This window comes from Curtobacterium sp. VKM Ac-2852 (assembly GCF_013205045.1).
Taxonomy (GTDB): domain Bacteria; phylum Actinomycetota; class Actinomycetes; order Actinomycetales; family Microbacteriaceae; genus Curtobacterium; species Curtobacterium flaccumfaciens.
Window position 1 is genome coordinate 136,155 of sequence record NZ_JABMLI010000003.1, and the last position, 22,731, is coordinate 158,885.

A 22,731-nucleotide genomic window follows, 5' to 3' on the forward strand; every position below is an offset into this window, starting at 1 on the left:
ACCACCGTTGCTGCCCGCGTTCCCACCGTCTACGGAAAGACCCCTGTGACCGAGACCACCGTCCACCACCACCAGTTCGACATCGTCATCATCGGCGCCGGAGGCGCGGGCATGCGAGCCGCGATCGAAGCCGGCCCGAAGGCGAAGACGGCCGTCATCTCGAAGCTCTACCCCACCCGGTCGCACACCGGTGCGGCACAGGGCGGGATGGCCGCGGCCCTCGCGAACGTCGAAGAGGACTCGTGGGAGTGGCACACGTTCGACACGATCAAGGGCGGCGACTACCTGGTCGACCAGGACGCCGCCGAGATCCTGGCAAAAGAGGCGATCGACGCCGTCATCGACCTCGAGAACATGGGCCTGCCGTTCAACCGCACGCCCGAGGGCAAGATCGACCAGCGCCGTTTCGGTGGCCACACCCGCGACCACGGCAAGTCCCCGGTCCGCCGGGCCTGCTACGCCGCAGACCGCACCGGGCACATGATCCTGCAGACGCTGTTCCAGAACTGCGTGAAGCTCGGCGTCGAGTTCTACAACGAGTTCTACGCGCTCGACCTCATCATGGTCGACGTCGTCGGTGACGACGGTGTCACCCGCCAGCAGCCGGCCGGCGTCGTCGCGTTCGAGCTCGCGACCGGGGAGCTGCACGTCTTCCACGCCAAGGCGATGATCTTCGCGACCGGCGGCTTCGGCAAGATGTACAAGACCACCTCGAACGCGCACACCCTGACCGGCGACGGCGTCGGCATCGTGTGGCGCAAGGGCCTGCCGCTCGAGGACATGGAGTTCTTCCAGTTCCACCCGACCGGGCTCGCCGGGCTCGGCATCCTGCTGACCGAGGGCGCCCGCGGCGAGGGCGCGATCCTCCGGAACGCCTCGGGTGAGCGCTTCATGGAGCGGTACGCCCCCACCATCAAGGACCTCGCACCGCGTGACATCGTCGCGCGCTGCATGGTGCAGGAAGTCGCCGAGGGCCGGGGTGCCGGACCGAACAAGGACTACGTGCTGCTCGACTGCACGCACCTGGGCGCCGAGGTCCTCGAGACGAAGCTGCCGGACATCACCGAGTTCGCCCGCACGTACCTCGGCGTCGACCCCGTCGTCGAGCCGGTGCCCGTGATGCCGACCGCGCACTACGCGATGGGCGGGATCCCGACGAACGTCAAGGCCGAGGTCCTGTACGACAACACCACCGTCGTCCCGGGCCTGTACGCCGCCGGCGAGTGCGCCTGCGTCTCCGTGCACGGTTCCAACCGCCTCGGCACCAACTCGCTGCTCGACATCAACGTCTTCGGCAAGCGCTCGGGCAACAACGCCGCCGAGTGGGTCCAGACCGCTGAGTTCCTCCCCCTGCCGGAAGACCCGGCGGCCGGCGTCCGCGGCATGCTCGACCAGCTCCGTGCCTCGACCGGTACCGAGCGCGTCTCCGCGCTCCGCAAGGAACTGCAGGAGGAGATGGACAAGAACGCCCAGGTGTTCCGCACGGACGAGTCGCTCGCCCGCGTCACCGAGACCCTGCACACGCTCCGCAACCGCTTCATGCAGGTCTCCGTGCAGGACAAGGGCAAACGGTTCAACACCGACCTGCTCGAGGCCGTCGAGCTCGGGTTCCTGCTCGACCTGGCCGAGGTCGTCGTCTACTCCGCGCGCAACCGCAAGGAGAGCCGTGGCGGCCACATGCGCGACGACTACCCGAAGCGCGACGACGAGAACTACATGCAGCACACCATGGCGTACCTGACGGGCGACCCGCACTCGTCACTCGCCGACGACCACATCACGCTCGACTGGAAGCCCGTCGTCATCACGCGGTACCAGCCGATGGAGAGGAAGTACTGAGATGACCGACACCCTGGTCTCCGACGCACCCCGCACCGACACCGTGCAGGACGCTCCTCCCGGATCCTTCTCCGTCACGGTCATCGTCCGTCGCTTCGATCCCGACGTCGACGACGAGCCGCGCTGGCAGGACTTCGACGTCATGATGCTGCCGACCGACCGCATCCTCGACGCCCTGCACAAGATCAAGTGGGAGCAGGACGGGTCCCTGACCTTCCGCCGCTCGTGCGCACACGGCGTCTGCGGGTCCGACGCCATGCGCATCAACGGCCGCAACCGCCTGGCGTGCAAGACCCTCATCAAGGACCTCGACGTCTCGAAGCCGATCTACGTCGAGGCGATCAAGGGCCTGCCGCTCGAGAAGGACCTCGTCGTCGACATGGAGCCCTTCTTCCAGAGCTACCGCGAGGTGCAGCCGTTCCTGCAGTCCTCGTCGGCCCCGACGCCCGGCAAGGAGCGCGTGCAGTCCGTCGCCGACCGTGCCCGCTTCGACGACACCACGAAGTGCATCCTCTGCGCCGCGTGCACGTCGTCCTGCCCGGTGTTCTGGACCGACGGGCAGTACTTCGGCCCCGCCGCGATCGTGAACGCACACCGGTTCATCTTCGACTCCCGCGACGACGCCGCGAACGTCCGCCTCGACATCCTCAACGACAAGGAAGGCGTCTGGCGCTGCCGCACGACCTTCAACTGCACCGACGCGTGCCCCCGTGGCATCCAGGTGACGAAGGCGATCTCCGAGGTCAAGCAAGCGATCATGCGCGGCCGGGCGTAGTCCCGGCTCCGTCCAAGGCCCAGCACCACGCCGACCGATAGGCTCCCGACCATGACGTTCGCGGACACCCGCCCCATCCTCGACCAGCTCGGCTACACGACCCGGTACGTGCAGCTCCCCGGCGAGACCCTGCACGAACCGCCGGTCGAGGGGGCGCTCCGCATCGTCCAGACCGACGCCTCCGGCTACGCGCTCGAGGTCGTCGACTACGGCACGGCTCGTCGTCTCGCGCAGGCCACGGGCGAGGACGACGCGGTCGAGATGCTGCGCCGGTTCCTGAACCGTCCGTTCCCGGAGCCGCGCGACATCCCCCGCCACGAGCTCGAGGGGCTCCGCGACCGCGCGGCGTCGACCTACCCGCAGCTCGCGCAGCAGGTCGCACAGGCCGGCGAGCAGGGGCTGACCATCCAGATCCCGGCCGGTGTCCCCGTCGACCGCATCGGTGGCCCGGACGGCTACCTGCTGCACCCGCTCGACACCCCGCTGCCCAGCCGGTCGCTGCCCCCGCACGTGACCTCGTCGCCGGAGACCCACCGGTACGTCGTCGACCGGCCGTTCCTGGTGAACGTCCGCTTCGTCCAGCCGTGGTTCGAGCAGCCTGGCGGAGCCCTGCGCTTCCAGATCGCCGACCCGTCGGCCACCGTGCGTGACCTGGTCGTCGACGGTGCGCTCGTCCGTCTCCGGGTGGTCTGAGCCCTCCGACACACGAACAGCCCGCCCCACGCTCGACGCGTGGGGCGGGCTGTTCTGGTGCGTGGAACTACCGCAGGTCGGGGCGGTCGTACTGCGCGCCGGCCGGGCTCGACGGCAGGCAGCCGAACACGATCGCGGCGGCGCTGACGAAGAGCGCGATGAGCCAGAACGGGCCTGCCAGGTTCGCATCGTGCACGCGACGCCAGCCCAGGGCGATGCCCGGCACGATCGTGGCGAGCCACCAGAGGAAGTAGAGCCCGAGCAGCACGAAGGCGAACGGCGACGGCGCGCTGCTCCCCGTGGGGTTGCCGTACTCGTCGACGGCGCCACTCGTCCCGACCGTCGCGAAGAGGACGGCGTAGAACCCGCCGAACAGCACGATGGTCACGATGGCGTTGGCGAGCACCGCGTACCAGAACTCACTCCGGCTGGCGCGGCCGTCGAACCGGGCGTACTTCTTGAAGAACCGGGTGAACGCGTCGAGGAACCCGATGCCGTACCACGGTGCCCAGAGCGGCGGGGCCCCGTCGGGACCGAGCGGGATCGGCTGCGCGAACTGCGGGTACGGGTACGGGTCGGCGTACGGCTGCTGGTACGGCTGCTGCCCGTAACCAGGCTGTTGCCCGTACCCAGGCTGCTGCCCGTACTGAGGCTGCTCGCCGTAGCCGGGCTGCTGCCCGTAGCCGGGCTGCCCCTGCGACTGGTCGCCGTCCGGCTGGCCCCACTGGGGCGTCCCGCCGTTGCTCATCGGTTCGTCCCGGGCCGGTCGTACCGTGCGCCCTGCGGGTTCGACGGCAGTAGCCCGAAGACGATGCCGGCGACGCCGATGAACAGCGCGATGATCCAGAGCGCCCCGGAGAGGTTCGCATCGTGCAGGCGTCGCCAGCCGAGGGCGAGCGACGGCACCAGGGTCGCGAGGCCCCAGAGTGCCAGCAGGACGAGCACGACCCAGAAGACCGGCGGGACCGGGTCGACCACGGTGATCTCGTTGCCGTAGTAGTCGACGGTCCGGCTGTTGAGCGTGGTGAGGCGGATGACGGTGCCGATGGCCGTGAGTGCCCCGGTGACGATCGTGTTCGCCAGGAACCACCACCAGAACTCACTCCGGCTCGCACGACCGCTGAACGTGGCGTACTTCGCGAAGAAGCGCGCGACCGCCTTCGGGAACGAGATCCCGTACCACGGGGCCCATCGCGGCGGCGTCCCCGCGGCGTCGGTCTGCTGACCGGGCTGCTGCTCGGGCGCCCACTGCTGCGTGCTCTCGGTCATCGGGCGCCCTGCGGACGGTCGAAGCGCGCACCCTGCGGGTTCGAGGGCAGCAGGCCGAAGACGATGCCGACGATGCCGACGAAGATCGCGATGATCCACAGCGCGCCCGTCAGGTTCGCGTCGTGCAGGCGGCGCCAGCCGAGGGCGAGCGTCGGGACGATGATCGCGAGGCCCCAGAGCACGAACAGGATGCCCGAGATGACGAACAGTGCCGACGGCTCGGTGACGGTCGACTGGACGCTGGTGGACGTCGCGGTCGACATCGACACGGTGGAGCGCTCCGAGGTGGCGACACCGATGCCGTACAGGATGCTGAGGACGGTGGTGACGATCCCGTTCGCCAGGTACCACCACCAGAACTCGCTCCGGCTGGCCCGACCGCTGAACGTCGCGTACTTCTTGAAGAAGCGGCCGACGGCCTTGCCGAACGAGATCCCGTACCACGGTGCCCAGAGCGGCGGTTCGCCGTTCGGTCCGGTCGGCGGCTGCTGGCCGTACTGCGGTGCGCCGCCGTACTGGGGTGTGCCGCCGAACTGGGCGCTCGGCTGGTTGTTCGGATCCTGCGGGTACTGGTCGCTCACGTGGTCCCCCTCGAGTGTTGGCTGATGTTCACGGTCGAGTCAACCAGAACTCCTGAGGGGCCGTCAGGACCGACGCGGCGCGTTACCCCTGCTGTGGGCGGTCGTACTGCTGCCCCTGCGGGTTCGACGACATCAGGCCGACGATCAACGAGAACAGGATGCCGATCGGCGGGATGACGAACAACAGGGCGAGCAGGCCGCTGAGGTTCACGTCGTGGAGCCGTCGCACCGTCAACGCGATGAAGCCGAGCGCGCAGGCCAGGCTCCAGAGGCTGCCGAGGCCGTCGGAACCGTCGTCGATGAACGGCAGCACGTTGAACCCGTTGCCGATGATGCCCGCGGCCGCCGAGCCGATGAGGTACCAGAGCGCCCAGAACCAGTACTCCGACTGGCTGGCCCGGCCGTCGAACCGCACGTACTTCTTCCAGAAGCGCAGGAACGCCTGGGGGAACGGGATGCCGTACCAGGGCGCCCAGAGCGGCGGCTCGGACCTGCCGCCACTCGGCCGCCCCGGACCGGGCTGCGCGGACTGGCCGTACGGGTCCCGGGGCGGGTACTGGTCACTCATCGTGGGGTTCCTTCCGGCGGGGCTGTCGGTCCACACAGAGTGTGGCACTCCCCCGAGCCGGCGAGCGTCATCCGTGCGAACGACTCTGGCCCCGACCGTGCACCTGACCCGACCGTGCGGTCAGGGCAGGAGCGCGAGCTTGCCCCCGGGGTGCCCGGACTCCAGCAGCTCCGCCGCCGCCTTCGCCTCGGCAAGCGGGAAGGTCCGCGCCACCGGGACCTCGAGCTGTCCGGCGCCGGCGAGGTCGATGAGCCGCTGCCGCACCGAGTCACGGAACGCCTTGCTGGCCGGCTGCGCCCCGCCCACCGCGGCGATGCCGTCCGATGCAGCGCGCGCCTGCGCAGCGATCGTCACGATCCGTGACCGGTCCGCGACCAACGCGAGCGAGACGTCGACGGCCTCGTCGGTGCCGACGCAGTCCAGTGCCACGTCGATACCGGAGGGTGCGAGGTCACGGACACGCGCCTCCAGGCCGTCGCCGTACTGGACCCACTCGCCACCGAAGCGTCGCACGACGTCCGCACCACGTTCCGACGCGGTGCCGATGACGCGGGTGCCGAGCAGCCGCAGCTGCTGGAGCAGGCTGACGCCGACCGCGCCCGAGGCGCCGTGCACCAGGACGGTGTCGCGCCCCTCGGCGCGGGTGACGCGGAGCATGTCGGCGGCGGTCGAGCCGGCGAGGAGCAGGTTGGCGGCCTCCGGGAAGCCGAGCGACGCGGGCTTCGCGAAGACGTCGGCCGCGGGCACCGTGACCGACTCCGCCCAGCCGCCGCTGATGCGGAACGCGAGGACCTCGTCGCCGACCGATCCCCCGCCGGACGCGATCTGCGTGTCGGGGCCGACGGCGGACAGGACGCCGGCGACCTCGTACCCGACGGCGATGGGCAGGTCCGCGGGGTCGCCCTGGCGGGTGTGCTTCGTGTCGGCCGGGTTCATGCCGGCGGCGCGGACGGCGATCGTGACCTCGCCGGGCCCGGGCGCCGGCACCTCGGTGTCGACGTACTCCAGGACTTCGCTGCCGCCGAACCGCGGGGCCACCCAGTGCTTCGTCATGCGGGCGACGGTACGCCGGTAGCCTGCTGGCGTGACGAGCCACGAACGACCGACGGGCCTCGCGCTGACCTTCCGGCACGACGGCGCACTCCTCCTCGAGCTCCTGCACGGCTGGTACGACGCCTTCGACAGCGCCCTCACCCTCGTGGACGACGAAGACCGGATCCGAGCCGTGCTGCGCTGGTGGATCGCGACGACGCCCACGTCGACCGAGCGCCGCTCGACGTTCCCCGCCTGGCAGGAGTTCGGGTCGGATCGTGCGTTGCGGATGTTGATCACGGAGCAGCCGAGCGCTGCGGCGAGGAAGCTCGCGTTCGGCACCGATTCCGCCTCGAGCGGCTTCGCGAAGACCCTGGCGACGGGGGCCACCGATCCGACGTCGCGGGCATCGCAGTTGTTCATCGACGGTGTCGCGCGCGGGGCCCTTCGTGTCTTCCGTAACGAACAGCAGCGTGCCGAGAAGCGTCTTGCCGGAGGGAAGTACCTCCCGATCCTCGAGGGGTACCTCGAGGAGATGCGTTCGTACGTCGACGTCAGCGACCAGTATGGCGCCTACCACGACGTCCGTACCGGCATCGGTGCGATCCTCGACAACGAGGAGTACCTCGCGCTGTCGACTGATCCTGGAGCTCGGGCGCTCTACGCGGAGCTGCTCGAGGAACAGAACAACTTGTACAACTGGTACATGGACCTCGCGAAGGGCGGGCACGAATGGGCTCGCAGGAGGCACTGACCCCAGCGACAGCCGCACGTCGTCGGTTCAGCGCCAATCCCAGGAGAACTTCCACTCGAGCGCGTCGAGCGCGGACGGGGCCACCTCTGGATGAAGTCGCGAGAAGTTCTCCTTGAACAGGTCCATTCCGCGGATCAAGTCGTTGTCGACGGAGGCCCAGCCGATCTGTGACAGCGTCTCATAGTCGCGCATGACCTCCTCGAGATCACGGTGAACCGTGTCGGGAAACGACTCCACTGCCATCCAGAACGCACCGGGTGTCGCACTGCGCCCCTTCCCGGTCAGTTGCACTACTGCTTGGCTGAGAGCAACATTCACGACCAAGTGCGGACCTTCCGTTCAGCCCAGGTCACCCGGGCGGGGCTGGATGCCGGATCCACCTTCACGCTCGTTGTGATCGCCAGGTTGTTCTTCAGAGGCGGGATCCGCTCCCGATTCCCGATCGCCGCACCGATCGCTCGGCCGTGTGCTCTGGTCCTCACCTGACGAACGCCTTTCTTGTGATCATGGGGCCAGACCGGCTCTCGGGTCTCCTTCGAGGAACTGCGCAGCGTCGGCCGCCGCACCGGCGGGAGCGATGATCTGCACCTCCTGCAGACGACCGTCCGGCAGTCAGAAGGGTCCTCGACCAGGCCCAGTCAGAACGGGCATCAGACCTGCGCTAGTGCCCGAGGAGCTTCTTGCGGAGCTCCTTGTACCGTACGGACCCTTGTACGCGGCTCACGAAATCGTCGACGGCCGCGGAGCGGTCCGAATAGTCGTCGACAGATTCCTCGGTGCTCCGAGCTCCTGGGGGTGATCGATGCAGCCAGTGGGCGCGTTCGAGGTCAGCTCGATCTCGGGTGACACCAGCGGCAGAGGACGCGATTCGACGCGCAGCATCGTCACCGTCTCCGTCTCTGAACACGACATCTGTCCAGTCTCCCGAGCCTCGGTCGCCTCGCCATCCCAGGACTTCCGAGTCCTGCACGACGTAACGCTCCAACGTCTCGTGATCGCCGAACTCCACGAGCGTCGGCTCGGTGACGACCCGCTCATGCCCAGCACTGCGCAAGAGGACCACGAGCACCTCGAGGCACGGTATTGCGGCGTAGTCCGATGGATCAGCGGCACGACGGAGTCGTTCAGCGCGAAGCAGCGGACGCCGCGGCCGCGAACGCCGAGCGGGCGTCGAGCTGGAGCGCGCACTCTTCGATCTGGTTCAGCGGCACCCGTGCCACGGCCGAGAACTGCACCGCATGGGCCTCCGGGAGAGCGCCGCCGAAACGGACTCGGTGTTCCGTTCCCGATGCGCTCCAGGTGAGGAGAACACCGGCGCCGTTTTGCTCCATAGTGAACCCTTCGGGGAGTTCGTGCTCTTGGTCGGGAAGCCAATGTGCGATCGGCAGGCCACGAGCTTCGCGAATGTACCCACTCGCGTCCGCGACGATCAACAATTCCGCGTCCGTGGCCGACCCGAACCGTGTGCCGGTCAGGGCGCCACGCCCCCGGTCTCCACGCCACTCCTCGACCGACGTGCCTGACACCGAGTACCGCTGCAGTGTCTCGTGATCGCCGAACTGCACCCTTCGCGGTTCACACGTGACGAGGTCGTTTCCGGCACGCAGCAGGACGTCCTCGAGGTACTGGAGGTCGGCGAACTCGCCTGGTTCACTGTCGGTCAACTCAGGATTCTCAATCTCTTGAGGTCGGTGACGGAAACGATCTCAATCTGCAGACGACCGTCCGGCTGTCAGAAGGGTCCTCGACCAGGCCCAGTCAGAACGGGCATCAGACCTGCGCTAGTGCCCGAGGAGCTTCTTGCGGAGCTCCTTGTACCGTACGGACCCTTGTACGCGGCTCACGAAATCGTCGACGGCCGCGGAGCGGTCCGAATAGTCGTCGACAGATTCCTCGGTGCTCCGTTCATTCGTGGTGGAGACCCGCCATCCGTCTGCTGTCTCGTAGATGCACGGGGTGTTCACATCGTTGGAGGGCCGCCGCATCCAGCAAAAGGGAACGCCCGCGGCCTCGGCGACGGCGAGTTCGCGCATCACGTCGATGTCATCCATGAGTTCGTCCTGTTCTCAGTGCAGAGGAATTTCGCGGAGTACGCCGAGGACCTGGAGGATCTCGACCGGCAGCGGCAGTTGTACCTGCACTCCGCCGCCCGGAGAGCCGAAGCGACCGACTGCTGCGATCTCACCACGATACGCACCGAGGGATCCGAGGTCGTCCGCCGTCTTGTTGCGCTGCTGGAGCAGTGCGTTAACGAGTTCCTTGTGGTCCCCGTCCAAAGCGTCGTACGCGCCCCGTAGATCGCCGACGTCGTGGACGACCTCGTACTGGTGGTACTGGTTGGCGTCCTCCAAGTAGGGCAGACCGCGTTCATCGTACGGGTACGGGCCCCCGTCGGGGACTGGCGACGTGAAGCGTCCGTCCGGAGGTCCGTATCGGTCGAGCACAGATCCGACGGGCGGATCGTAAGGAGCACGGTCGACCGTCCCGTCGCCCCTCGAGGCGAAACCGTCGTTGTCGACGCCGTCCCAGTTGATCTTGCCGTCTGGGGTGAGGACTTCCGGGCCCTTCGGGATTTGGACGTCGTGCGGCCACACACCGGACGACTCGAACTCTCGTGCCAGTGCGCCGTCGCGCGGCCACTGAGATTCGAGGTAGTCGTGCAACTGCTCGGGCGACAGTCTACTCTCGGCCACCAAAGGACCGACGTTCTTGCCCTCGGAATCGAGCGCGACGTGCGAGTAGGCCTCCGAAACCGTGCCCTGATCGTGCGAGCCGTCCGGGGAAGTGCCGCCGGTGCCGTTGTCGGCGCCCGTGCCGTGCCCGGAACCGTCGTGCCCGGCCGAGTCCCCACCGTGCCCGACTGAGTCGCCCCCGTGCCCTGCCCCGCCGTGCGACCCCGACGTCGAACCGCCGTCGCCTGTCGCCGTCTCGCCATGCTCCCCGCGCCCACCGGCCCCGACGAGCGCCGGCTCCCGCTCCGGCGCGTGCACCGTCGCGTCGCCGGCGTCCGCATGTGCGTTCGCGTCGCTCCCCGCCCGCACGTCCGTGTCCGCCTCGGTCCGAGCCGGCGGCACCTCGACGTCGGTGTCGCCGTGCCGTCCGTGCAGGTAGTCACCGAGCCCGGTCTTGAAGTCGGCGAGGCGCCCGGTCGACCCGACGGCGTCGTCACCGACACCCTTGGTCATGATCGTCTTGAGCTCATCGAGCCTCGGCAGCACCTTGGTCAGGCCCTTCGAGACCCACGCGCCGGCATCGACGAGATCGAGGTACTTCCCCGCCTTGCCGACGGCCCCCGCGACTTCGCCGACCTTGCCGACGGCGCCGAGCTTGCCCGCCTGCCCGACGATCGGGACGACGATCGAGCCGATCCCCCACAGCGCCTGTCCGGCGGCGCGACCGGGGTCCCTGCCCCATTCGTCCCAACCGACGGTGGCCTTCCCCAGCTGGGTCCACGCCTCGCGCTGGAGGTCGGGGTCCTTCTGCATGGTCTTCGTGTTGAAGCCGGTGAGGGCGAGGACTCCGCTCCACGACGTCGCCGCGGTCTCCAGGTGGAAGCCCGTGCCGTCCAGACCGACGAGGGTGCCGAGTCCCTTTACGGTGCCCCAGATGCCGTCGACGGCCACGCCCGTGAGCATGTTCGGCAGGAAGTCGACGGTCTTCTCGGAGCACGATTCCTTCCGCTCCGATGCGGTCCCCCACGGCAGCTTCGTGCCGGCGGGCAGTTTGTCGTACCCGTAGGCGAGGGCGTCGTCCGCGCCACTGCCGCTCATCGCGTGTAGCGGTTGCAGGCCGGACAGCCCGCGGATGGTGTTCGCGCAGGTGCGCTCGGCAGCCTGGTACGCCACCACCTGGGCGGCGACGCCGTTGATGATCGCGTTGTTCTCGTCGGTCAGGGTCTCGTCCTGGTCCCAGGACTCGACGGTCGCGTTGTTGCCGTACTCGGTCGTCGCGGTCTTCGGGGTGAACGCGTCGACGTCGCGGTGCAGCTGCTCGGCACGCGTGACGTACGCCTTGAGCGCAGCGACGATCGGTGTGACCTCGGTGACGAACGTGTCGAGCGCCTTCGCCGCGGCGTCCAGGTCGTCGCCGAACGTCGTGCCCTGGGGCCCGATGGGCGTCATGACCGCGAAGAGTTCCTGATCGCTCGGGCCCTCGTAGGAACCGGAGATGCCGCTCCAGGCGGTGACGATGTCGGCCGTGCCGTCGCGGACGGCTGACGCGACGGTCCGCAGCGAAGCGGCGCCGCTCGTGATCGCCTCGAGCTGGACGTCCGTGTACGGGATGGCTCCCGTCTTGACGACGCCGGTCACCGGTCGAACATCCCGTCGAACGCGCGGAAGTCGCCGTTGGTGGACGCCGTGACGGCGTTCGCCTGTGCCGTGGCAGCACCCATCTCGTCATCGCCGTCGACGATGGCACGTGTCGCGCCGGCAGCGCCGTAGAGCGACGCCTGGATCCGGTTCTGGATCCCCGTCAGTGTGGCCTGCCGGTGCTCGAAGAACCCGGCGAGCGCCTCACCGATCACCGGTGACTGTGCTGCCGTCGCGGCGTCCTGCACGACTTCTCCGACACCCTGGATCGATCCGTCCGCGGATCCGCCCAGAGCGTTGTTCATCGTCGTGGTCTTGGTCGAGACGTCCGTCAGGACGGCCTCGACCCCGGCGGGGTCGACCCGCCATCCGTCGACCACGTCAGCCGATGTTGCCGACGGCCGACTTCGCCTTGCTGATGGCCGACTGCGCCGACTCGTCGTTCGACTGCAGCGATGCGCGCAGCGTCGCGATGATCTGCTTGACCTCGCCGGCGACGGTGTTCCACCGCTGTTCCTTGGCGTGGTACTCGTCCGAGACGCCGTCGGCCTGGTAGTCGGCCATGGCTGCCTTCACGTCCGAGTCACGCTGCGCGATGAGCGACTCGAGCTGCGCCGCGACGGCGTTGAAGTTGTCCTGTGCGTTCTGCGAAGCCGCGACGTCGTAGTCGCGACGATCTGCCTGGTTGCCACCGCTCATGGTGTTCTCTCCCTCTCCCCGAAGATCCGTCAGGCGCGGCCGCTGAAGCGGGCCGCGTCGAAGTTCGAGCTGCCCTCGAGCGAGCTCGTGGACTGCGCCATGTCCTGGTCGCCTTCCTGGAACGAACGGTCCATGCCCGAGATGCCCTGCAGCACGCTCGCGAGCGCACCGTTCAGCTCGTTGGCGATGGTGTCGGTCTCGGCCTTGAAACGGTCGAAGGCCTGTCGACCGGCACCGTTGAAGCGACCCTGCAGCGGCTCGGCCGAGTCGGCCAGCTTGCGTACGAGCGTCCCCAGGTCACCGGAAGCACCGGACGTCTGCTTGGTCAGGTTGGTCAGGACCTGAGCCCCCATCGCGAACTTCATCGCGCATCCTCTCCGTCGTTCCCCCACCCCGAACGGGTGACAGCGAATACACGCAGCGTAGACCACGTCCGCCGCGCGCGTCACCCTCCGGTTCTGACATGATCGTTCCTGCCGAGGGGAGGTGGGGCATGTCGTCGATGGTGGTCGAGTCCGTGGTGCCCGTGCTGACCTGTGGTCGCTGCGGGGTCGCGACGAGCCAGGGCCAGCGCTTCTGCACCGACTGCGGTGCCCTCCTCGGGCGCACGGTCGGCTCCGCCGAGTACGACGCCGTGCAGGGCGTCGCCACGGCCCCGGCCGGTGCTGTCGTCCTCGCCCGGCTGGTGGACGTCGTCGTCTGCCTGCTCGGCGGTGCCGCCGGCGCCGCCCTCCTCTTCCTCGCCCACACCGCGGTCCCCTCCTCCGACCCCGTGGGTACCGCCGTCGCCGGAGCGGTCGCCGGGCTCGTCGTGACGACCGCGATCGTGGTGATGCGTGCCTCCAGGACGGGCCGCGGGCCGGGCGGGCTGCTCCTCCGTACCCGCGTCGTCGACGTCGACGACGCGCTGCCCGCCGGGCCCGTCCGACAGCTCACCCGGCTCGGTGGCGGTCGGCACCGACGTACGCCCGGAGCCGGCCCCTGGGCCGCGGCGACGGGCACGCTGACCGCGTCACTGAAACGCGGACGCGAGCCGCTCGACCCCGCCGTGCCCGCGCTCGGCACCGCCTTCGGTGCCGCCGCGTCGGCGGGTGTCCGTCCGGGGTCGGCGCCGCTGCCTGGAGGCGCGGTGCAGGCTGGTCTCGACGCCACCCGTCGCGCGGGGTTCGGTCCCACCCCCGCGGCCGGGTTCGCGGCGGTGCCCGCGCCGACCGCACCGGTGGCCGACGACTCGGTACCGCCCGACGCGGTCGTCCTGGGGTTCGACTCCGGCGCCGTGCACTGGTTCGCCGGAACCTGCGTGATCGGCCGGAACCCCGAGGCGGAGCCCGGTATCGCGACGGTCGCGGTGCCGGACCTGTCGCGCACGCTCTCGAAGACGCACGTCGCCCTCGTGCAGGCCGGCGGAGTCGTCCTGATCCGTGACCTCGGTTCGACCAACGGCACCTCGGTGGTCCGTCCGGACGCCTCGTTCGAGGACCTCCTCCCCGGCGTGGACCTGCCCGTGCCCGCCGGTTCGACGGTCCGGATCGGCGACCACGCCTTCGTGGTCGACCGGATCGGGGCCACGACGTGAGCCCGCTCCGACACGACACCGCCGAGGACGACCGTCCGGGCGCGACGCACCCGCTCGTCGACTCGGCGGGCGACGGCAGCATCCGCTACGAGACCCGCGCGGCGATCGTGCGGCTCGGACGTGCCCAGGCGGACCTGCTCGCCACCGCGGCAGGCGGGGGCGCCCGCCCGATCCTGGTGACCGACGGCCTGTCCGTCGTGACCGAGGCCTTCCGCCAGGCGTTGCTCGACTGCGGCGGGGCGTGGGTCGTCCGCGGCGACGACGGCCTGCGGAACGGACTCGACGGCGGACGACTCGACGACTTCACGGACGCGCTCCGGACCGGCCCGCCGACCTCGGTGCAGGACGTCGCCGTCGGGTACCTGCGCCCCTGGACGCCGACGGCGGAACACCTCGTCGTCTCGGTGTCCGTCCGGCACCGGGCCGCGGACGAGACCGTCCTCGGGGCCACCACCGAACTCCTCGCGACGGAGCTCGCCGGGGCGGCACCGACCGGTTGGGGGACGCACGAACCCGCGGGTCACGCGTGGGACCGGCACACGCTCACCGAGGCCGCTCGCTCGCGGATGCCCGACTCCACGCGGTTCCTCGCCGTCGGTTCGCCCGACGCGCCCCTCGCGGTGACGATCGCCGCGCAGCGCACCGAGCACGGCGTCGAGGAGCTCACCACCGGGCTTCTCGCGGTCGGCGCACTCGGGGACACCGTCTCCGAGATGCGGGTCGCCGCCGTCCCGCAGGTGCTCGGGCGGCTCGCCACGACGCAGCTGCCGCTCTTCGCCCTGGTGCTCCGGCGCCCGGGCCGCGCGGACCTCGCGCAGGCGCCGCGGCTGTCCCCGCCCCCGCTGCCGGTCGCGATGCTCCTCGGTGCGCCGGCCGTCCGGCAGCTCGACCTCGACGTCGAGGCGATGCGCGACCGCTTCGGCGCCGTCATCGCCGGACGCCCTCGGATCCCGGCGCTCGTGCTGCCCTTCGGGCGGCGGCAGGACCGCAACCCGGTCGACGAGCTGGCCGACGTCATCGACCACATCGGGCCCGACCGCGTCGCCGACGCCGTCGGGATGGACGACCGGACGAGGGAGCAGGTGCAGCGTGCCGCGCAACAGTGACTCGATCCTGCTCGAGAGCGTCTCCACGCACCGCCGACGACTCCGGCAGGCGTTCGTGCTCGGGCGCCTCGCCGACCGCCGGTTGGTGAACGACAACGTCAAGCGGTTCATCGGCAGCGTGGTGCTCGCCGCGGTCGTGGGGGTCGGGTGCCTCGGGTACTCCTTCGTCACGAACGCGCTGGCGCAGCAGGCCGCCCAGCAACAGGCGCAGCAGACACCGCGACCGGTGCCGACCACGCAACCCCAGCAGGAGACCAATTGAGCGACTTCACCCGCGTGACCGTCGTCGGTGTCGGCCGCCGTGCAGACGTCGTCGTCGCCTCCGACGAGCCGTTCGCCGGACTGCTGCCGCGGCTGGTCGACATCCTCGACGAACCGATCGCGGACAGCGCGCAACCCGTCGCCCTCGTGCGCGTCACCGGTGAAGAGGTGTCCCTGGCCGCGGACGCCGCCACGCAGGAGATCGCCGACGGCGAGGTCCTGCACCTCGTCCGTCGCGCCGACGCACCACCGCCGCCCGAGGTCTCGGACGTCACCGACGCCGTCGCGGACTCGCTCGGCCGTCGTCGCGACGGCTGGGGCACCGCCGCACGCTGGTCCGTCGCCGCCGCCGCCGTCGGGGCCACCGCCTCGGTCGCGGGCACCCTCGTGGTCGCCGCGTTCACCGTCGCCTCGGTCCGAGCCGCGTTCGACGGCGGGACCGTCTCCCCCGCACTGTTGCCGTCCGTGCTCGTCGGCAGCGGCGTGGTCCTGGCGATCGCGGCGCTCGTCGCGGGTCGTGCCGGGGCCCGCTGGACCGGCATCGCCCTCACCGCCGCGGCCACCGGGCTCGCGCTGCCGATCGGGCTGGCCGTCGGACCGGTCGTCGGGCGGGACGGCGACCAACCCGCGATGGTCGCCGCCCTGGTGCTCGTCTGGGCGTGGATCGCGCTCGGCCTCGGACTCGGCGTCGGACAGCGCACGCGGACGATCGGCGTCGCGGCCGTCGTCGGCGTCGTGCTCCCGCTGCTCGGCATGCTCACCTGGCTCACTCCGGCCCCGCAGGCCGCCGGCTGGGGCGTGGTCGGGATCGCAGCCGTCGCCGTCTGCGGGCTCCTGCCCTCGGTCGCGATGTCCTCCGCCGGACTGACCGGCCTCGACGACCGTGTGAGCGGCGGCGAGCCCGTCGCTCGCGGCCGCGTCGTCACGGCGCTCGAGGACGCGTACCGAGCACTCGACTGGACGACCGCCGCGGTGGCCGCCCCCATCGCCCTCGCCGGCGCCGCACTCGTCTCCGACCGCGACCCCTGGGCCGTCGGGCTCGGCGCCGCGGTGGTCGTCGTCGCCGCACTCCGCACGCGCGCCTTCCCGCTGACGCTGCAGGGCGTGCTGCTCTGGAGCGCCGTCGTGGTCGCCGCGGTGGTCGGGCTCCTCGGTCACGCCACCACCGCACCGTTCCAGGTGCTCGGCGCGCTCGCAGGCCTCGGGATGCTCGGAGCCTTGCTCGCCGGGGTCCGGCCGGCCGCACACCAGCGAGCGCGCCTGCGGTCGCTCGGCAACGTCCTCGAGACGATCTCGGTCGTCGTGGCACTGCCGCTGCTGCTCGGCACCTTCGGCCTCTTCGCCGCACTCCTGGAGACGTTCTGACCATGCGGCTCCTCGACGACGTCGTCCCCGCGCTCGGGCGGGCGTTCTTCGGCAGCGTGGCCGGTGGTGCACGCGAGCTCGACGATGCGCACCGGGCCATCCGGCAGGCCGTTCCCACCAGTCGGCGCATCGCGTTCGCCTCGCTCCGGGGCGGCACCGGCTGCTCCGTGACCGCGGCAGCCGTGGCGACCGTGCTCGCCCGTCGTCGCTCCGGACGGGTGCTCGGCGTGGACGGTGCCGCCGGGCTGCGCTCGTTCGCCACCCACGCCGGCGCCGACCGGACGGACCCGACGCCGCGGTCCGAGCGCCGTGACGCGGCCCGGACGTCCTGGGACGCGACCGACGGTCTGGCGGTGACCCCGTCCGGACTGCACGTGCTGCGGATCGGCGACCCGCGCCTCCCGAGCCGACAGGCCGCACCCGCCGAGTGGACCGACGCCGTCGAACCGATCGCGCGGTTCTTCGACGTCGTCGTCGGGGACTGGGGGTCCAGGAGCCCGTTCGTCGACCTCGGCGCCGTGGCTGCCGATGCCCACGTCGTCGCCCTCGTCACCGGCCCGGACCGCCCCGCCATCGAGGAGGGCGTCGCCCACGCCGACGCCGTCCGGCGGCACGCACCGGACACGCGCGTCCTGGTCGTCCCGGTCGACACCACGGGGGCTGGCCTCCGGGCCGCGCGCACCGCCGTCCGGTGGCCCGGGCACGCCGTCCACCCGATCCCGGGCGACCCGAGCGTCGCCGGGGGCGGCGAACGCCCCACGGCCTCCCGGATCGCGCTCATCCACCTGACGGCCGCGCTCGTCGACGCCGCGGTCGACCGTCGCACCAGCCGCACGACCCCGGAGGTCGCCCGGTGAACCGCGTCGTGCACCGGCCCGCCCGGGTCTCCACCCCGCTCGTCCGTCCCGAGGCCGAGCAACTCGCCCCGCCACCGCAGCTCCCGGAGGGGCCGAGTGGCGGCCTCCCGCTGCAGTCGCTGCTGCCGGTCGTCGGTGCGATCTCGTCGGTCGTGATGATGGTCGTGCTCCGGGGCAACAACCCGGTGCTCATGGTCGTCGCCGCCCTGGTCTTCGTGGTCGCCCTCGTCGGCGGCCTCGGCATGGCCTTCACCCAGCGGGGCAACGCCGTCCGGAACCGGCGGACGCAGCGCGAGCGGTACCTCGACTACCTCGAGGAGCTGCGCGGCGACCTGCGGACGCGCACGACCGCCGCCCGCGAGCGCGCCGAGCACGTCGACCCCTCGCCCGACACCCTCCCCCGTCTCGTCGGTGACCCGGCACGCCTCTGGGAACGGCGGCGCACGCACGGCGACTTCCTGCGGGTCCGCGTCGGATCAGGTGACGTGGGGTGGCTCGACCTCACCGTGCCGCCGGACCAGAACCCGGTGCAGCCGCTCGACCCGCTCATGCTCGCCGAGCTCGAGCAGGTCGCCGAACACTACGGCACCGTGCACGCCATGCCCATCGCAGTCCGACTCGACGGCGCCGGGGACGTCTCGGTCGTCGGCGACCGCGACGCCGTGCTCGAGGTCGCACGGGCACTCGTCGTGCAGCTCGCAGCGTTGCACGCCCCGGACGACCTGCACCTCGCCGCGGCGTTCCCGGCGGCGCGCGCCGATGACTGGGACTGGTTCGACCTGCTCCCGCACGCACGGATGGACCGCACCTTCGACGGGCCGCTGCGCGCGCGCCGGGTCGCCGAGGACGTCCCGGCGCTCGCACGCACCCTCGCCGGCGAGCTGGGCGAACGCGCCCGGACCGCCGCGATGTACCGGCGATCCGGTGACTCGGCCAAGCGCAGCGACCTGCCGCGCCTGGTGGTGTTCGCGGACGAGCACGGCGCCGTCGCCGTTCCGCTCGCACTCCCCGAGGGCGAGACCCGGCCGGAGGACCTCCGGATCACGGTCGTGCACCTCGTCGCCGACCGGCTGCATGAACCGTCGGACGTCCGGGTACGGGTGACTGCGAGGTCGGACGCCCCGGGTGCCGACCGTGGCACGGGCGCCGGATCCGGTGCACGCACGACGCTCCTCGAGATCATCGACGCCCGCGACGTCGAGGAAGGTGAGCCCGCTCCGGTCCAGCTCGCCGTCTGCGACCCCGTCGCCCCGCCCCTCGTCACCGCCGTCGCGCGAGCGCTCGCACCCCTCCGACTGTCCGCCGACACCGAGCAGCGTGCCGAGTCGTCGGCCGCCATCGGCGTCTCGGACCTGCTCGGGGTCGACGACGTCGCCACGATCGACCCGGACCGCACCTGGCGCCCCCGAGCCCCGCGGGACTTCCTGCGCGTGCCGATCGGTGTCGACGACTTCGGCGCTCCGCTGCTGCTCGACCTCAAGGAGTCGGCGCAGCTCGGCATGGGGCCGCACGGTATCTGCATCGGTGCGACCGGATCCGGCAAGAGCGAGATGCTCCGCACCCTCGTGCTCGGCCTCGCGGTGTCGCACCCGCCGGAGGACCTCGCGATGATCCTCGTCGACTACAAGGGCGGTGCCGCGTTCGCCCCGTTCGCCCGCCTCCCGCACGTCGCGGGTCTCATCGACAACCTCGCCGACGACCCGCAGCTCACCCGGCGTGCTCGGGCGTCGATCGCCGGCGAGGTCCGACGGCGCCAGGAGATGCTGCGCGACGCCGGATCGGCGCCCTCCATCACGCACTACCGGGAACTCCGCACCCAGCGACCGGACCTGCCGCCGATGCCGCACCTCGTGCTCGTCATCGACGAGTTCGGCGAGCTGCTCACCGCGGAACCCGAGTTCGTCGACCTGCTCCTCATGATCGGCCGCATAGGGCGATCGATCGGCGTGCACCTGCTGCTCTCCAGCCAACGGATCGAGGCCGGCAAGCTCCGCGGCCTCGATACGTACCTGTCCTACCGGCTCGGCCTGCGCACGTTCTCCGAAGCCGAGAGCCAGGTCGTGCTCGACACGGGCGACGCGTTCCACCTGCCCGCCGTGCCCGGCTACGGCTACCTCAAGGTGGACACGAGCGTGTACACGCGGTTCCGATCCGGCTACGTGTCCGGCCCGGTCGAGGACGCCGCTCCCGCGTCGGCCGTCACCACGTCGTCCGCGGACACCGCCCCCGAGCCGTTCGAGCTGCCCGTCTACAACACGCTGGCGGCCGAGGACGACGCACCCGGTGAGGTCACGCTCGAGGCACCCGACGTCGGGCGGAGCGTCGTCGACGAGGCCGTCGAACGCCTCGACCGCGGCGACCGCGACACCACGCCGGTGTGGCTGCCGCCGCTGCCGACGCGTCTCGCACTCGGCGCCGTCCTCGACCCCAACGCCGTCTCCGACCCGACCGGGGTCACGGTGCCGATCGGCCTGCTCGACGACCCCGCGCGGCAGCGACAGCGGCCGTGGATGCTGGACCTCACGCGGGGCGGCGGACACGTCGCCGTCATCGGAGCACCCGGATCCGGCCGGACCACGTTCCTCCGCACGCTGGCCGCATCGATCGCGCTGACGACGACGCCCCGCCAGGTCAGCGTCTACGGGATGGACCTCGCCGGCGGCGGCCTCGGTCGCATCGAGGGCTTCCCGCACGTCGGCGGTGTCGCCACGCGTGCCGACCGGAACCGCCTGCTCCGGCTGATCGAGGAGCTGCAGGCGATGATCCGCCTGCGCGAACGGGTGTTCCGCGACCACGGCATCGACTCACTCGCGATGCTCCGCACCCGGCACGCCGCCGGCCGTGTCCCCGAACTGGGATCGGCGGACGTGGTGCTCCTCGTCGACGGGTTCGGCGTGATGCGCACCGAGTTCGAGGAGCTCGAGGACGCCTTCGCCGACCTGCTCCAGCGCGGCGGCAGCTTCGGCATCCACGTCGTCCTCGGGCTCACCCGGTGGAACGAACTCCGGCTCGCGAGCCAGCCACTGATCGGCCAGCGGTTCGAACTGCGCCTCAACGACCCGGCAGACTCCACGATCGCCCGCGCCGCCGCGGCGACCCTGAAGTCCGGCGAGCCCGGTCGAGTCCTCACCGACGGCGAGTTGTTCGGCCAGGTGGCCCTGCCGGTGCTCGACGACGTGGAGGACGGTGTGGTCGGCGACGAGCTCGGCGCCCTCGCGCAGCGGGTCGCCGACAGCTGGGGCGGTCCGGCTGCCGCGCCGATCCGCCTGCTGCCGGAGTCGTTCGACCCCGCCGAGCTCCCGGACCCGCTCGACACCCCGACGACGGTCCCGTTCGCGCTCCGCCAGGACACGATGGACTTCGTGGCCTTCGCCCCTGCCGTCGACCAGCACCTGCTGGTGTTCGGTGACACGGCCAGTGGCAAGACCGCGCTCCTCCGGGGGCTGGCGGCCGGGTTCATGGAACGTTCGACGCCGGACGAGCTCGTCCTCGCCTTCATGGACGTCCGCGGCAGCGCTGCGGCCGGGACGCCTGACGACTTCCTCGGCGGGCACGCAGCGAACGGCCGGGACGCCCGGGGGCTCGCCGCGGCCATCGCCGCGGAGCTCGAGCAGCGCGCCGCCGGCACGTCCACCGGACCACGGCCCCGCATCGTGGTGCTCGTCGACGACTACGACATCGTCGCCTCGGCCGGCACCGACCCGCTCGCGCCCCTCATGCCGTACCTGCCGTCGGCGCGTGACCTCGGACTCCACGTCGTGCTCACGCGGCCCGTCGCCGGTGCCGCACGCGCGATGTACGACACCGTGATCCAGTCGATCCGCGACTCGGGTGCGACCGGGCTCGTGCTGAGCGGCGAACGGTCGGAGGGGCAGGTGTTCCCGAAGGTCTACGCGGAGCAGTTCCCGCCCGGCCGTGGGCGTCTCGTCCGACGCGGGACGCCCCCGCGCATCGTGCAGGTCGCCCACTTCCCCACGGCGACGACCGTCGCCCCGGCGCAGGCCGACCCCGCCGGTCAGACGACCGTGCTCGACCCGAAGGGAGCCGTCGATGCCCCGTGAGGTGAACATCCTGTCCGCTGCGGCTCCCTCGTCGCTCGCACTGGTCGAGGCCGGAGCGCAGATCGCGCCGGATCTGCGGGTGCGAACGCTCGACCGCGTGGTCACCGAGATCGTCGACGACCGCGGGCGGGCCGTCCTGAGTGTCCAGATGCCCGAGCGTGTCGAGAACCCCGCCGAGATCGCACGACTCGCCCCGTGGGCGACGCGCGCCGCGCCCGTCTGGTGGACCGAGGCCTGGGTTCCGTGGGGGCCGACGGGCGAGGTCGGTGTGGCGATCGTCCAGGCCTTCGCAGCGTCGATCGACGCCCAGCTCCTCGTGGAGGACGGCGCGTGAGCACCACACCCCCGACCTCGGCTCCGCTGCCGCCCATGCCCGGCTCGCGGCGGGCATCCGCGCAGCGCGCCCGGACCGTGCTCGTCGCCGGGGTCGCCGGCGGCACCGGCACGACGACCGTCGCGGCACTCCTCGCCGATGCGGTCGGCGGACGTCTCGGCGTGGTGGTCCAGGCGACGGACCACTCCGGTGGCGAGCTCGCCGCACGACTCCCCACCCTGCAACCGGCCACCTCACGCGTGACGGTGCACGACATGGGGGCGCACGTCGGCCCTGCCGCCGTCCTCGCGGCGACGCCGGAGAACTCCCTCGTCGTGGTCGGGCGGGCCACCGCCGACGGTGCGGCGGACGTCCGGGCAGCGCTCGAATCCATCGCCGCTGCTCCGGACCCGACCCTCATCGGGCGATCGGTCGTGGTGCTCGTGGACCGCGGCGCGGCGCAAAATCCGGTGGACACCCGTCGGCTGAGCGACACCGGGGTCTCGGCGGTCCTCGTGCTGCGCGCCGACCGCGCGCTCGGCCGTCCCGGTCGGGTCCAGGTGGGAGCGATCAGCGACACCACGATCACGACGGTGTCCGGTCTGCTCACGGCCCTGGGCTGGTAGCCGCGACCGGTGGACGAACGGGAGGCCCGTCACCAGCTGGTGACGG

General features: G+C 71.1%; 24 protein-coding genes. 12 read left to right on the top strand and 12 right to left on the bottom strand.

From position 1 onward, the window contains the following. Positions 1-45 precede the first annotated feature (45 nt). From sdhA to HQQ79_RS11765, 3 genes are read left to right on the top strand one after another with little or no spacing between them, the layout of a single operon-like run. Positions 46-1,839: a succinate dehydrogenase flavoprotein subunit gene (gene sdhA, locus HQQ79_RS11755; RefSeq protein ID WP_027466445.1), complete on the top strand. Its 1,794-nt coding sequence runs from the start codon at positions 46-48 to the stop codon at positions 1,837-1,839. A 1-nt stretch (position 1,840) separates the two neighbouring features. After that, a complete protein-coding gene (locus tag HQQ79_RS11760) occupies positions 1,841-2,614 on the top strand; it encodes a succinate dehydrogenase iron-sulfur subunit (protein ID WP_071244286.1) in 774 nt (257 codons plus the stop codon). 51 nt (positions 2,615-2,665) lie between these two features. Beyond that, positions 2,666-3,307, top strand: coding sequence for a TNT domain-containing protein (locus tag HQQ79_RS11765; RefSeq protein WP_071244287.1), 642 nt, complete (start codon positions 2,666-2,668; stop codon positions 3,305-3,307). A 67-nt stretch (positions 3,308-3,374) separates the two neighbouring features. Here the strand turns inward: HQQ79_RS11765 and HQQ79_RS11770 are convergent, their stop codons facing one another. The 5 genes from HQQ79_RS11770 to HQQ79_RS11790 form a co-directional block, all read right to left on the bottom strand. Beyond that, entirely contained in the window at positions 3,375-4,055 is a 681-nt protein-coding gene (locus HQQ79_RS11770) for a DUF805 domain-containing protein (RefSeq protein WP_216852494.1), read from the bottom strand. Then, positions 4,052-4,576 carry a DUF805 domain-containing protein gene (locus tag HQQ79_RS11775; RefSeq protein ID WP_173034516.1) on the bottom strand — a complete coding sequence of 175 codons (525 nt, stop codon included), beginning with the start codon at positions 4,574-4,576 and terminating at the stop codon, positions 4,052-4,054. Before HQQ79_RS11775 ends, HQQ79_RS11770 begins: the two co-directional genes overlap by 4 nt. Then, complete coding sequence (locus tag HQQ79_RS11780; RefSeq protein WP_173034518.1) at positions 4,573-5,157, bottom strand: DUF805 domain-containing protein; 585 nt, start codon at positions 5,155-5,157, stop codon at positions 4,573-4,575. The genes HQQ79_RS11775 and HQQ79_RS11780 overlap by 4 nt, the downstream gene beginning before the upstream one ends. Positions 5,158-5,239: 82 nt before the next feature. Continuing rightward, entirely contained in the window at positions 5,240-5,725 is a 486-nt protein-coding gene (locus tag HQQ79_RS11785) for a DUF805 domain-containing protein (RefSeq protein ID WP_111056117.1), read from the bottom strand. 120 nt (positions 5,726-5,845) lie between these two features. Next, entirely contained in the window at positions 5,846-6,778 is a 933-nt protein-coding gene (locus tag HQQ79_RS11790; RefSeq protein ID WP_173034520.1) for an NADP-dependent oxidoreductase, read from the bottom strand. 31 nt (positions 6,779-6,809) lie between these two features. Between HQQ79_RS11790 and HQQ79_RS11795 the strand changes: the two genes are divergently transcribed. Further along, positions 6,810-7,511, top strand: coding sequence for a hypothetical protein (locus HQQ79_RS11795; RefSeq protein WP_173034522.1), 702 nt, complete (start codon positions 6,810-6,812; stop codon positions 7,509-7,511). A 27-nt stretch (positions 7,512-7,538) separates the two neighbouring features. Here the strand turns inward: HQQ79_RS11795 and HQQ79_RS11800 are convergent, their stop codons facing one another. From HQQ79_RS11800 to HQQ79_RS11830, 7 genes are all read right to left on the bottom strand, one after another. Beyond that, complete coding sequence (locus HQQ79_RS11800) at positions 7,539-7,802, bottom strand: hypothetical protein (protein ID WP_173034525.1); 264 nt, start codon at positions 7,800-7,802, stop codon at positions 7,539-7,541. 833 nt (positions 7,803-8,635) lie between these two features. Beyond that, entirely contained in the window at positions 8,636-9,175 is a 540-nt protein-coding gene (locus HQQ79_RS11805) for a hypothetical protein (protein ID WP_173034527.1), read from the bottom strand. A 117-nt stretch (positions 9,176-9,292) separates the two neighbouring features. Next, entirely contained in the window at positions 9,293-9,562 is a 270-nt protein-coding gene (locus HQQ79_RS11810; RefSeq protein WP_027466436.1) for a hypothetical protein, read from the bottom strand. 15 nt (positions 9,563-9,577) lie between these two features. Further along, positions 9,578-11,821 (bottom strand): TNT domain-containing protein, encoded by a 2,244-nt coding sequence (locus HQQ79_RS19175; protein ID WP_173034529.1) that lies wholly within the window; start codon positions 11,819-11,821, stop codon positions 9,578-9,580. Continuing rightward, positions 11,818-12,201, bottom strand: coding sequence for a DUF6507 family protein (locus HQQ79_RS11820; RefSeq protein ID WP_051596903.1), 384 nt, complete (start codon positions 12,199-12,201; stop codon positions 11,818-11,820). The genes HQQ79_RS19175 and HQQ79_RS11820 overlap by 4 nt, the downstream gene beginning before the upstream one ends. Position 12,202: 1 nt before the next feature. Beyond that, a complete protein-coding gene (locus HQQ79_RS11825) occupies positions 12,203-12,520 on the bottom strand; it encodes a pore-forming ESAT-6 family protein (protein WP_027466434.1) in 318 nt (105 codons plus the stop codon). Positions 12,521-12,549: 29 nt separating this feature from the next. Beyond that, positions 12,550-12,885 carry a WXG100 family type VII secretion target gene (locus HQQ79_RS11830; protein WP_027466433.1) on the bottom strand — a complete coding sequence of 112 codons (336 nt, stop codon included), beginning with the start codon at positions 12,883-12,885 and terminating at the stop codon, positions 12,550-12,552. A 98-nt stretch (positions 12,886-12,983) separates the two neighbouring features. On the opposite strand from HQQ79_RS11830, the gene HQQ79_RS11835 reads away from it, so the two are divergent. The 8 genes from HQQ79_RS11835 to HQQ79_RS11870 are packed head-to-tail and all read left to right on the top strand — an operon-like array spanning position 12,984 to position 22,685. After that, entirely contained in the window at positions 12,984-14,096 is a 1,113-nt protein-coding gene (locus tag HQQ79_RS11835; RefSeq protein ID WP_173034531.1) for an FHA domain-containing protein, read from the top strand. Then, a complete protein-coding gene (locus HQQ79_RS11840; RefSeq protein WP_173034533.1) occupies positions 14,093-15,202 on the top strand; it encodes a DUF6177 family protein in 1,110 nt (369 codons plus the stop codon). The genes HQQ79_RS11835 and HQQ79_RS11840 overlap by 4 nt, the downstream gene beginning before the upstream one ends. Continuing rightward, a complete protein-coding gene (locus HQQ79_RS11845; protein WP_051596901.1) occupies positions 15,186-15,464 on the top strand; it encodes a hypothetical protein in 279 nt (92 codons plus the stop codon). Before HQQ79_RS11840 ends, HQQ79_RS11845 begins: the two co-directional genes overlap by 17 nt. After that, entirely contained in the window at positions 15,461-16,828 is a 1,368-nt protein-coding gene (locus HQQ79_RS11850; protein WP_173034535.1) for an EsaB/YukD family protein, read from the top strand. Before HQQ79_RS11845 ends, HQQ79_RS11850 begins: the two co-directional genes overlap by 4 nt. 2 nt (positions 16,829-16,830) lie before the next feature. Then, positions 16,831-17,685, top strand: a complete 855-nt coding sequence (locus HQQ79_RS18700; protein WP_027466430.1) for a hypothetical protein — start codon at positions 16,831-16,833, stop codon at positions 17,683-17,685. Next, on the top strand, positions 17,682-21,746 hold the full coding sequence (gene eccCa, locus HQQ79_RS19180) for a type VII secretion protein EccCa (RefSeq protein WP_173034537.1): 4,065 nt from the start codon (positions 17,682-17,684) through the stop codon (positions 21,744-21,746). The genes HQQ79_RS18700 and eccCa overlap by 4 nt, the downstream gene beginning before the upstream one ends. Continuing rightward, positions 21,736-22,080: a hypothetical protein gene (locus HQQ79_RS11865; protein WP_071244323.1), complete on the top strand. Its 345-nt coding sequence runs from the start codon at positions 21,736-21,738 to the stop codon at positions 22,078-22,080. The genes eccCa and HQQ79_RS11865 overlap by 11 nt, the downstream gene beginning before the upstream one ends. After that, positions 22,077-22,685 (top strand): hypothetical protein, encoded by a 609-nt coding sequence (locus HQQ79_RS11870; protein ID WP_173034539.1) that lies wholly within the window; start codon positions 22,077-22,079, stop codon positions 22,683-22,685. The genes HQQ79_RS11865 and HQQ79_RS11870 overlap by 4 nt, the downstream gene beginning before the upstream one ends. The last annotated feature ends 46 nt before the right edge of the window (positions 22,686-22,731 follow it).